The following is an 8,697-nucleotide window of genomic DNA, read 5'->3' on the forward strand; positions in this document are numbered from 1 at the left end:
GCAACGGTGGGCTTTGACATGAGAGGCGTCGATGGAGATTTGTTCTGGTGTTCCCGACAGGGCTGCCGTCAGTTCCGCAAACATGTACTGCCAGATCCCTTTCTGCGACCAGCGGTTATAACGGTTGTAAACCGTCGTCGATGGTCCGTATTCCGGCGGACAATCCTGCCAACGGCAACCGGATTGCAGAACATGAATGATACCACTGATAATGCGCCGATCATCCTTGCGACGCTTGCCGGCGGCACGGTAAGGTAAATGCGGTTCAATCAGTGAAAATTGTTCGTCAGAGAGCCAGAAATTGCACTTCATAGCCTGAAAATCTCCTTTTTGAGCTTCAAGCTATTGAATCACTGAAAGGTTAATGAGTTCTGACCCTAGATGAGCAAGAGACGCTAACTGCTGACCTTGAGCACGTTCGGTCAATGGATATAGATGAATTCTTGACTGAAGAGAATTCAGATACGACCTCAAAATATTTAAGCGGTCGAATTGGAATGAAGATTATCGACGGGGAAACCAGAAAACAGGGTACGAGCATAAACAATCGCGCTTACGCTAGAGCACTTAAAAGGGACCGCATTGCAGATCTGGAAGCCAAACTTGCTGAAGTGAAGGATAGTATTAACAAACTGGAACAAGAGCGTAAACAGCGGACGGAAATTGCCGATGAATATGCGCGCCGTTTCAACGAATGTACCCAAAATCGGGCGGATAACAATCGTCAATAGGGCCGGTGCCCTCTTCGGGTCCATACATCAATGGATATCAAATCCACATCCGTTAAGTGGGGAAGCAGCCTGTCCATCCCGGATTGGGCTTCTTCCCCACCGCTGTTTTGGTATGCACGTTTGTACCAGAAGTAGGCCATTGCGTTGTTCTGACTGAAAATATTTCCAGTTTCGAGACCATGTGCGACTGTCAGTTGGGCGCTCAGGTTGCCTTTATGAGCTTTCTCGACGAGTCTGGTTCGATAAGCAATGTTATCGATGTTTTTCTTGCTGGCGTCAGACTTTGGTTTTTCCATCTCTTGTTTGTCTTGTGTGTGATAACCAACAAGTTTGGATAGTGTTTCTAGCTCTTTTATTTGCGGATTTTGTTTTGCCAACGCTTTAATATCTTTAGCCATGAGCATGGCTTGTTGGGTATCCGCCGCCTGAAATGTTTTGGCCCAGGCAATGCCTTCGCGCATGAATTTTGAAGTTTCCAACACCCGCCCGTCCTTATCCTCGCATTCCATCATGGCGCGGACGTAAGGCTCGTCCTCTTCTCCCTCTAAGACGACAGAATAGGCCAATAATGCCGTTTGGTGGCGGATGACATCCAAAAGCTCCCGTGTGAATATGGGCTCGGTTAATCGGGCGTAATTACACGTTTTTTCGATGTATTCAGCCTCACTCACACCTTCAGGTAACGTGAACTTCGCATCAGAATCTGATGGAGGCAAAGTAAAGCCTGTTATGCGTTCATAAAGATCACCCATCGTGGTGTCGAAGGTATGCTCATCCTGCTCTGCAAGGGCTGTTTTCGCCTTTTCGACAAGAGCGGAAATCGATACTTGGCTTTGTTCTGTGGCAAAGGTGTTAGTCGGCCACAAATACAAAAAGCTGAATAAGAAAAAGACATAACGGAACATGGCTATGCTGTTGTGAAATGCTTGCACGCGTTACACCTCCCGCTCATCTTCACGCCCAGTCGAATGCCCGCGCGAAAGACTCAGGATGCGCATGGCCTTCAGGGCTTCTTGATAGTCCTCAGGTAAAAGTAAGCCGTTGTCGCGCCCTGCCTTCAAATCGCCTTCGGAGACGCGCGCAAGGATTTCCACGATGGTGGCATGGGCGGTTTTCTCCGCCGCCTCAATCTCATCCGCCAAGCCCGCGCTGGCGATGATCGCCTGTGTCAGCTCAGCATTAGCACCTTTGATCTCACGCTGCGTCATTTCCAAGTCCCGCGCTAACTCCAGCGTCTCACTAAGCAGCGCCAAGAGGGCTTGCCCCTCGGAAAGGTCGGGAAAGGCGTGGGCGATGCGGGTGTTGGTCATGGGCTACGTCCTGATATTTGCTTGGACATAGCCTAGCACGACACACGCCCCCGAAAACAGAAAATGCAAGGAATCAATGAATAATCAATGGGGTCAGAGTAAAGTGATTTTATGATTTGCCCTGTTTCTTGTTCATTTCGGCCTTATAAGCCTGTGACTTACGATCTCCGCCTCTGGGTTTAGGTTCAACGCGCCTGTTCGTCATTTTCTCAATTTCAGATTTGAAGCGTTTATTGCCGAGGACCCAGCCTTTGTTTGTGTTGGTCCGAATTTCTTCCAGCGAGAATGTTGAGATGCGGTCCGTAAATAGGTTTTGATAGGCTTTTCGTCTTTGCGGTTTGCTGCGACCAAGGGCTCGATAGCAGGGGTGCTCGGTTAAAAGGTTGTTGTCGGTGCCAAGTGCGTTTCGACCATAGCTCGACCACGGATAATTTTTTGGATTGCGCACCATTTTTGCTCTGACGGGGTTGAGTTCGATGTAGCGGCTAACGGTCAGAAAATATCCCTCTTCCCCCACCAAAGTCGATTTATAGCGGCCTTCCCACAATGTCCCAGAGCGCCTGTAGGTTTGATTGATATAGCGCACATAGTAGCGCCCCAAATCTTGCATCAATTTGCTGACGCCGGTCTCTGTTGCGGGGGTCAAGAGTTATGTGAACGTGATTAGTCATCAAAATATATGCATGAATGGCGACGCCGTATTTTTGGCTATACTCTTTTAGCTTTTCGAGATAGAGCGCGTAATCATCGTCGTGGAAAAATATGGCTTGGCGGTTATTGCCGCGCTGAATGATATGTTGCGGAACATTTACGATGTTCAACCGTGCAAGCCGTGCCATTTATGATCTCCGTTTCACAAAATATCCGCGAAGGGGAGTTTAGCTGAGAGATTAACGCAAATCAATTTACTCTGACCCCATTGATTCTCCCATTGTTGATTTTTGATTTGCCATTGATTCCATTGGTGACCCCTCTCGTCCAACGCCCGCACGGCGGACGCACCAACGCAAGCATCGGACCTCTGCGCTTTCTATCGGAAAAACTTGGACCTTGAGCGATGGTTCGCGGCATGCGCACGTTAAGGCATGCGCACAGGAACCCGCTTTGCCCCCCACGTGCCGGGCGCACCATCGAAGACGCCGCCCACCGGCGTATGGCATTGCGCGCAACAGCCGTCCGGCGTCACATTCCATTCGGACAACACATACCAGTCTCGCCCGATGAGGCGTTGGCCACAGCTGTGGCAGTAGGTGCTTTCGGCTTCTAAGTCATGAACGTTGCCGACGTAGGCATAACGCACCCCGTTGGCCAACGCGATGGCACGGGCATCCAACAGGGTTTGGTGCGGGGTTCTCGGCAAATCGCGCATTTTCCAATCGGGGTGAAACGCGGTGAAGTGCATGGGGACATCGGGTCCCAGTTCTTTCACCACCCACTTGCTCATGGCCTCGATTTCTTCGGGCGAATCGTTTTCACCGGGAATCAACAAGGTGGTGAGTTCGAACCACACGTCGGTTTCGTGTTTGAGATGCACCAGCGTGTCCAACACGTCTTGCAAATGCCCGGAACACAAACGCTGATAAAAATCTTCCGTAAAACACTTTAAATCCACATTGGCCGCGTCCATGTGGCTGAAGAACTCCGCCCGGGCCGGGGGCGAAATATAGCCCGCCGTCACTGCTACGGTCTTCACCTCCAAAGCATGACAGGCCTTGGCCGTGTCCACCGCGTATTCCAAAAAAATCACCGGGTCGTTGTAGGTGAACGCGACACTTTTGCAGCCCAGTTCTTTGGCCTTTTCAGCAATGGCCTGAGGCGAGGCTTGAGCCGCCAAAACATCAAATTCCCGCGATTTGGAGATGTCCCAGTTTTGGCAAAACTTGCACGTTAAATTGCACCCCGCCGTGCCGAACGACAGCACCGGGGTGCCCGGTAAAAAGTGATTGAGCGGCTTTTTTTCGATGGGATCGATGCAAAACCCGCTGGAGCGTCCATAGGTGGTCAGCACCACTTCGCCGTTTTGCGCCGCGCGCACAAAACACAGGCCGCGCTGGCCGTCATGGATTTTACAGGCGCGCGGACACAGGTCGCACTGAACGCGTCCATCATCCAACGCATGCCAATAGCGCCCGGTCACGGCCTCTGGAAACGGTAAGGCATTTTCTTGCGTACTCATCTGACACTCTCGGTTTCACTTAAGCCTGAAACAGTATACCATATTGACCATGAACAATGTGCGTTCCCCTGCCGTCGCGGGCACCTTTTACCCCGCCGACGCCGTGACCTTAGCGGGTCAGGTCAGAGCCTTCCTGGGTGAAGCCGGGCAGGACGTTGGCGTGCCGCCCAAGGCCATCATCGCGCCGCACGCGGGTTACATCTATTCCGGCCCCGTCGCCGCCCATGCCTATGCCCACATCCAGCCGCTGAAAGACATCGTCAAACGGGTGGTGCTGCTGGGGCCGTGTCACCGGGTTGCCGTTCAAGGTTTGGCCTTGTCCAGCGCCGACGCATTTCAAACCCCGCTCGGGTCCGTCGCAATCGACCACGATTTGGATGAAGCCCTGTTGGCCTTGCCCCAGGTGCAAACCTTTGACGCCACCCATGCCCAAGAACACAGTCTGGAAGTGCACCTGCCGTTTTTGCAGGTTCTGCTTTCTGATTTTAAATTGCTGCCTATGGTGGTCGGCCAAGCCAGTCCCCGAGAGGTCGGCGACGTGCTTGACCTCGTGTGGGGCGGGGTGGAAACGCTGATCGTCATTTCCAGCGATCTCAGCCATTATTTAGACTACGACACCGCCTGCGCCATTGACCTTCGGACTTCAACGGCGATTGAGCACTTGGATACAAACGCCATCGACGCCCACCAGGCCTGCGGACGGATACCCGTCAAAGGCTTGTTGGAGGTGGCAAAACGCAAAAACCTTCATGTGCGAACCTTGGATTTGCGCAATTCCGGCGACACGGCAGGGACGCGCAAGCAGGTGGTGGGCTATGGCGCGTGGGGCTTTTGGGATAACGAGACATGACCGAGCCTTCCATGACCGAGCCTGCCTCGCAAACCGATTTCGCCGCCAAGACCCGCGCCCTGCTCAACGCCCATGGGGACGTCTTTTTACAAATCGCCAAGGGTTCCATTTTGCACGGCCTGCACACCGGCAAGCCTTTGGCCCCGGCGACCGAGACCCTGCCCTCAGAAATGACCGAGCCGGGGGCCTGCTTCGTCACCTTGAACAAAGCAGGACGATTGAGAGGCTGCATCGGTTCGCCCGAAGCGTGGCGACCCTTGGCCGTTGATGTGGCGGAAAACGCCTTTCGTTCGGCCTTTAAGGACCCCCGCTTCGCGCCCCTTAAAATTGATGAAGTGGATGCGTTGGACATTCACCTGTCCGTGCTCAGCCCCGCCGTTGCCTTCGCTTTCAACGATGAAACCGATTTGATCGCCACGCTTAAAGTGGGTGAAGACGGCCTGATCATCGAAGATATGGGTCGCCGAGCCTTGTTTTTGCCATCCGTGTGGTCGCAACTGCCGGACCCGGCGCAGTTTCTGGGCCATCTCAAAACCAAGGCGGGAATGTCCGCGACCCATTGGTCGAACAGCTTCAGGGCGTGGCGCTTCATCGCCGCCGAAACAGGAGCGGCTTGGCCAGACATTGATGCCGAGTAAGAAACTTCGCGAAAGAATTGAACTCTCCCTCTGAGCCCCTTACTCTACGTGCAGATTCTCAACCGACGAGGCTGTGCCATGACCTTGAACATCACCCTGTCTTTGCTGGATAGTCTGCACATGATCGCCGTTCGCGCGGGTCGAGAAATCATGACCGTCTACAACTCAGATTTTGACGTTGAGCTGAAAGGCGACAATTCGCCCGTCACCTTGGCCGACCAAAAGGCTGAGACCGTCATCACCAAGGCGATCATCAAAGAAATTGGCGACACCTTCCCCATCATCGGTGAAGAAGCTTTTTCCGATGGTGTCGCCCCGGCTCTGGATGGGGGGCCGTTCTGGTTGGTCGATCCCTTGGATGGAACCAAAGAATTCGTTAAGAAAACCGGGGAATTTACCGTCAACATTGCCCTGATTGACCTTGGCAGGCCGGTGGTCGGCGTGGTCCACACCCCGGTGACAGGCCATGTTTATGTGGGCAGCCCGCTGGGTGCCTTCGCCGATTTGGGCGATGGGCCGAAAAAAATCAAATGTCGACCATGGTCCCCGACGGGCTTGACGGCACTGGTCAGCAAAAGTCACAAAACGCCGGAAACGGATGATTTTCTCAAGCAATTCAATATCCGCGACGAAACCAGCGCGGGCAGCTCGCTTAAATTTTGCGCCATTGCACGGGGCGTTGCCGACATCTACCCGCGTCTGGGCCGGACCATGGAATGGGACACCGCCGCAGGTCACGCCGTTTTGCACGCCGCGGGTGGCACGGTCACCGATTTGGACGGCCGTGAACTGACCTATGGCAAGCCCGGTTTTGAAAATCCGCATTTTGTTGCCAAGGGCATACAGGCTTCCTAATCCCCCCAAAAACGTCAGCACTACTGACCGCAAAAGCTCCCAAAACCTACCCTTTTCAGGACTGGGGGCATGTCAAGCGGTCTATGTTCTTAGACCTGGGCCTTGACGGTCCTAAAGGGGAAGTTCACAATTTATCATACCGGCTCAAGGAAGACCTCCAGATGCCGCGAAAAAGCCGCAGCACCTCAGTGCTGTGACTGCAGGACAGGCCATCACCCTTTTTGGGGCACCCTTTTTAAGGATGTTGAAACTGAGACCGTAAGCGCAGGCACACCAAGGCCATTGCTGGAGCCAGTGGCGAGAGCCATTGCCGAGGTCCAAATTAAGACTCTTCATATGTGCCCGTATGTGGGCGACCTGATCCAAACGCAGAATAAGTGAAACCAAAGGAAGCCGTCGGGACAAGCGCCTCGGCGGTTTTCCTCATGTGCAATTTCCTCTAAAAACTTGAACCGTCTGGACGCGAGCCCCACTTGAGCGTAAAACCCCCGCATCAGGAATTTTGAGCCGAGATCAATGAACACCGATACAGCCCTGCCCGATTTTAAAGTCGTTGAAGCCTCTCCCGCTGCCGCCCAAGAAGCGGGCGAAATTCTGCGCGCGGGGGGCTTGGTCGCCTTTCCCACCGAAACAGTCTATGGCTTAGGTGCCGACGCCACCAACGACAAGGCCGTCGCCGCCATTTTTGCCATCAAAGAGCGCCCCACCTTCAACCCCTTGATCGTTCACGTCAAAGATGAAATTCAGGCCGCCAAATTGGCTGAATTTAATGACATGGCGCAAAAGCTCGCCCATGCTTTTTGGCCCGGTGCTTTGACTTTGGTGCTCAAACGCAAAGCCGATGGGCCGCTGTCTTTGCTGGCCACCGCCGGGTTGGATACGGTTGCCGTGCGGGTGCCCAGCCACCCCGTCGCCCTGGCCCTGCTGGCCGAAGCCGATGTCCCCGTCGCCGCCCCCAGCGCCAACAAATCGGGCTACGTCAGCCCCACCTTGGCGCTTCACGTTTTGATGCAATTCAAAGACCGTCAAGGCCTCAACTTGATCATTGATGGCAGCTCCTGCCCGGTGGGCGTGGAAAGCACCATCATCGACGTCACCGGCCCGGTCCCGGTGTTGCTGCGTCCCGGTGGCGTGGCCGTCGAAGACATCGAAGCCGTCGTCGGCCCGGTGCAAATGCCCTCTGCAGAACCGAGCAGCGATGGCGACATCAAGGCTCCGGGGCAGTTGAAAAGCCACTACGCGCCGTCCATTCCGCTGCGCATCAATGTCGAGCCCAAAGATCGTGTGAAGGGCGAAAGCCTCATCACCTTCGGCCCCGATATGCCGCGCCGTGCGGCCATCAACCTGTCCAAAACGGGTGACTTGGCTGAGGCCGCCGCCAATCTGTTCATCATGCTACGTGCGCTCGACATGCCCGGCATCCGCGGCATCGCCGTGGTGCCCATCCCCAACACGGGACTGGGCCGCGCTATCAACGACCGCCTCAACCGCGCCAGCGCCCCCAAAGACGGCGAAACGCCCGGTGCTCCGCCCAAATACCACGACCCCATCGGCAACATCGTCATCTAAGACGCCCCCCCCCTCCTCCATCATGGCCGGACGTGATCCGGCCATCCACGGCTTTATAGGCGTTGCTATGGTTTTAAGGCGTGGCCCCCCGGGACAAGCCCGGGGATGGCGAGGTGGGTACAATATCGTTCACCAAATAGTTCGCCCTGAACAATGCCTAAGCCATTGATGTTTGGTATCGGATCATAAGTCGGGAAGTATCCGTTTTTACTATTTTGACTGTCTTTTCTGTCACGCTCATGATCCAGGCAAGCCAAAATGCCAGGGCGTTGAGGATCAGGCGCATGTTGTGGCCTGCGGCAACCAGCAGAGCGTTGATGGCGTCGCCAGTTTGGCCTTTTAGGAAGTTTCGATCAAGCCTGCCATCGGTTTTCATATGCCCGATGGTCGCCTCGATGGCCGATCTTCGTTTCAACTCACGCTTCATTTGGGGGCTCAATCCGCGCTTGTGTCCGGACAGCATGACCGAGGCCTCGCCCTCGTAATTATGGCCGCGATAGCCCCTATCGGCATAAATCCGCTCGGGATCGACACCAGTCATTTGCGCGGCCTGGGCGACGGTGTCGGA

Annotated in this window: 12 protein-coding genes; 5 read left to right on the forward strand and 7 right to left on the reverse strand. The window is 54.6% G+C overall.

What is annotated here, in order from left to right:
- On the reverse strand, window positions 1–312 hold a 312-nt coding region (locus BEN30_RS16075; RefSeq protein WP_211563444.1), incomplete at its 3' end, for an IS5 family transposase.
- Between the two features lie 113 nt (window positions 313–425).
- Between BEN30_RS16075 and BEN30_RS16080 the strand changes: the two genes are divergently transcribed.
- The gene (locus BEN30_RS16080) at window positions 426–731 is read left to right on the forward strand and encodes a hypothetical protein (RefSeq protein ID WP_069959337.1); all 306 of its coding nucleotides are present in this window, start codon (window positions 426–428) and stop codon (window positions 729–731) included.
- Here BEN30_RS16080 and BEN30_RS16085 read toward each other — a convergent pair.
- The 5 genes from BEN30_RS16085 to amrS all read right to left on the reverse strand — a co-directional run bounded on the left by BEN30_RS16085 (window position 725) and on the right by amrS (window position 4,217).
- Window positions 725–1,663 (reverse strand): hypothetical protein, encoded by a 939-nt coding sequence (locus BEN30_RS16085; RefSeq protein ID WP_139135088.1) that lies wholly within the window; start codon window positions 1,661–1,663, stop codon window positions 725–727. The two genes, BEN30_RS16080 and BEN30_RS16085, sit on opposite strands and share 7 nt — an antisense overlap.
- 3 nt (window positions 1,664–1,666) lie before the next feature.
- A complete protein-coding gene (locus tag BEN30_RS16090; protein ID WP_069959339.1) occupies window positions 1,667–2,041 on the reverse strand; it encodes a hypothetical protein in 375 nt (124 codons plus the stop codon).
- A 109-nt stretch (window positions 2,042–2,150) separates the two neighbouring features.
- Window positions 2,151–2,687, reverse strand: coding sequence for a transposase (locus BEN30_RS16095; RefSeq protein WP_281201852.1), 537 nt, complete (start codon window positions 2,685–2,687; stop codon window positions 2,151–2,153).
- On the reverse strand, window positions 2,569–2,880 hold the full coding sequence (locus BEN30_RS19260) for a transposase (protein ID WP_211563449.1): 312 nt from the start codon (window positions 2,878–2,880) through the stop codon (window positions 2,569–2,571). The genes BEN30_RS16095 and BEN30_RS19260 overlap by 119 nt, the downstream gene beginning before the upstream one ends.
- Window positions 2,881–3,119: 239 nt before the next feature.
- On the reverse strand, window positions 3,120–4,217 hold the full coding sequence (gene amrS / locus BEN30_RS16100; RefSeq protein WP_069959340.1) for an AmmeMemoRadiSam system radical SAM enzyme: 1,098 nt from the start codon (window positions 4,215–4,217) through the stop codon (window positions 3,120–3,122).
- A 49-nt stretch (window positions 4,218–4,266) separates the two neighbouring features.
- On the opposite strand from amrS, the gene amrB reads away from it, so the two are divergent.
- The 4 genes from amrB (at window position 4,267) to BEN30_RS16120 (ending at window position 8,129) form a co-directional block, all read left to right on the forward strand.
- Window positions 4,267–5,067 (forward strand): AmmeMemoRadiSam system protein B, encoded by an 801-nt coding sequence (gene amrB, locus BEN30_RS16105; protein WP_069959341.1) that lies wholly within the window; start codon window positions 4,267–4,269, stop codon window positions 5,065–5,067.
- Window positions 5,064–5,705 (forward strand): AmmeMemoRadiSam system protein A, encoded by a 642-nt coding sequence (amrA, locus tag BEN30_RS16110; RefSeq protein ID WP_211563451.1) that lies wholly within the window; start codon window positions 5,064–5,066, stop codon window positions 5,703–5,705. Before amrB ends, amrA begins: the two co-directional genes overlap by 4 nt.
- A 78-nt stretch (window positions 5,706–5,783) precedes the next feature.
- Window positions 5,784–6,560 carry a 3'(2'),5'-bisphosphate nucleotidase CysQ gene (gene cysQ, locus BEN30_RS16115; protein WP_069959342.1) on the forward strand — a complete coding sequence of 259 codons (777 nt, stop codon included), beginning with the start codon at window positions 5,784–5,786 and terminating at the stop codon, window positions 6,558–6,560.
- A 516-nt stretch (window positions 6,561–7,076) separates the two neighbouring features.
- Complete coding sequence (locus BEN30_RS16120; RefSeq protein WP_069959343.1) at window positions 7,077–8,129, forward strand: L-threonylcarbamoyladenylate synthase; 1,053 nt, start codon at window positions 7,077–7,079, stop codon at window positions 8,127–8,129.
- A gap of 157 nt (window positions 8,130–8,286) precedes the next feature.
- On the opposite strand, the gene BEN30_RS16125 is transcribed toward BEN30_RS16120, so the two are convergent.
- The coding region (locus BEN30_RS16125) for a transposase (RefSeq protein ID WP_170827049.1) at window positions 8,287–8,697 on the reverse strand (411 nt) is incomplete at its 5' end.

Source organism: Magnetovibrio blakemorei (assembly GCF_001746755.1).
Taxonomy (GTDB): domain Bacteria; phylum Pseudomonadota; class Alphaproteobacteria; order Rhodospirillales; family Magnetovibrionaceae; genus Magnetovibrio; species Magnetovibrio blakemorei.

Bases quoted from the DNA above. Each gene is read 5' to 3' on its own strand.
- BEN30_RS19260 (WP_211563449.1), bottom strand. From the start codon at position 2,880: ATGGCACGGCTTGCACGGTTGAACATCGTAAATGTTCCGCAACATATC.
- BEN30_RS16120 (WP_069959343.1), top strand. From the start codon at position 7,077: ATGAACACCGATACAGCCCTGCCCGATTTTAAAGTCGTTGAAGCCTCT.
- BEN30_RS16090 (WP_069959339.1), bottom strand. From the start codon at position 2,041: ATGACCAACACCCGCATCGCCCACGCCTTTCCCGACCTTTCCGAGGGG.
- amrB (WP_069959341.1), top strand. From the start codon at position 4,267: ATGAACAATGTGCGTTCCCCTGCCGTCGCGGGCACCTTTTACCCCGCC.
- amrS (WP_069959340.1), bottom strand. From the start codon at position 4,217: ATGAGTACGCAAGAAAATGCCTTACCGTTTCCAGAGGCCGTGACCGGG.
- cysQ (WP_069959342.1), top strand. From the start codon at position 5,784: ATGACCTTGAACATCACCCTGTCTTTGCTGGATAGTCTGCACATGATC.
- amrA (WP_211563451.1), top strand. From the start codon at position 5,064: ATGACCGAGCCTTCCATGACCGAGCCTGCCTCGCAAACCGATTTCGCC.
- BEN30_RS16080 (WP_069959337.1), top strand. From the start codon at position 426: ATGGATATAGATGAATTCTTGACTGAAGAGAATTCAGATACGACCTCA.